The organism is Streptomyces sp. SID13726 (assembly GCF_010548375.1).
Taxonomy (GTDB): domain Bacteria; phylum Actinomycetota; class Actinomycetes; order Streptomycetales; family Streptomycetaceae; genus Streptomyces.
On the sequence record NZ_JAAGLY010000162.1, the window covers coordinates 1 to 609 of the forward strand.

The window sequence follows — 609 nt, forward strand, 5'->3', positions numbered from 1 at the left end:
CGACGCAGCGCATGGCGGGGCCCCCGCACCGATTCGGTGCGGGGGCCCCGCCATGTCGTGTTCCGCCCGTCATAGGGGGCCGGTAAGGGTGTCCGCACGGGTGGGTGGCTGAAAGCGTAGCCAGTGGCTCACCTGTGCGAGCCGGGCCATCTCTACCGAAGAGGAGCATGACGTGGCGGATCTGACCGGCAAGACGGCGCTGGTGACGGGAGCCTCCCGCGGGATCGGACGGGCCGTGGCCGAGCGGCTCGGCAGCTCCGGCGCCCTGGTGGCCGTCCACTACGGCCGCCAGGAGACGGCCGCCAAGGAGACGGTCGCCGCCATCGAGGCCGCCGGCGGCAAGGCGTTCACGATCCAGGCGGAGTTCGGCGTGGACGCGGACGCCCTCGACAAGCTGTTCACCGGCCTCGAGGCCGGTCTCGACGGCCGGCCGCTCGACATCCTGGTCAACAACGCGGGCATCGCGAACGGCCCGCTGGGCTCCCTCGAGCTGGTCACCGAGGAGCTCTTCGACAAGATCTTCACGATCAACGCGAAGACGCCCCTGTTCGTGAGCCAGCGCGCGCTGAAGCTGATGAGCGACGGCGGCCGGATCGTCAACATCTCCTC

Annotated in this window: 1 protein-coding gene; it reads left to right on the forward strand. The window is 70.3% G+C overall.

All coding sequences use genetic code 11. The annotated features are described in order from the left end of the window. Positions 1 to 172 precede the first annotated feature (172 nt). Positions 173 to 609: SDR family NAD(P)-dependent oxidoreductase (locus G3I78_RS46940; RefSeq protein WP_164436720.1), on the forward strand; the 437-nt coding region annotated here is incomplete at its 3' end.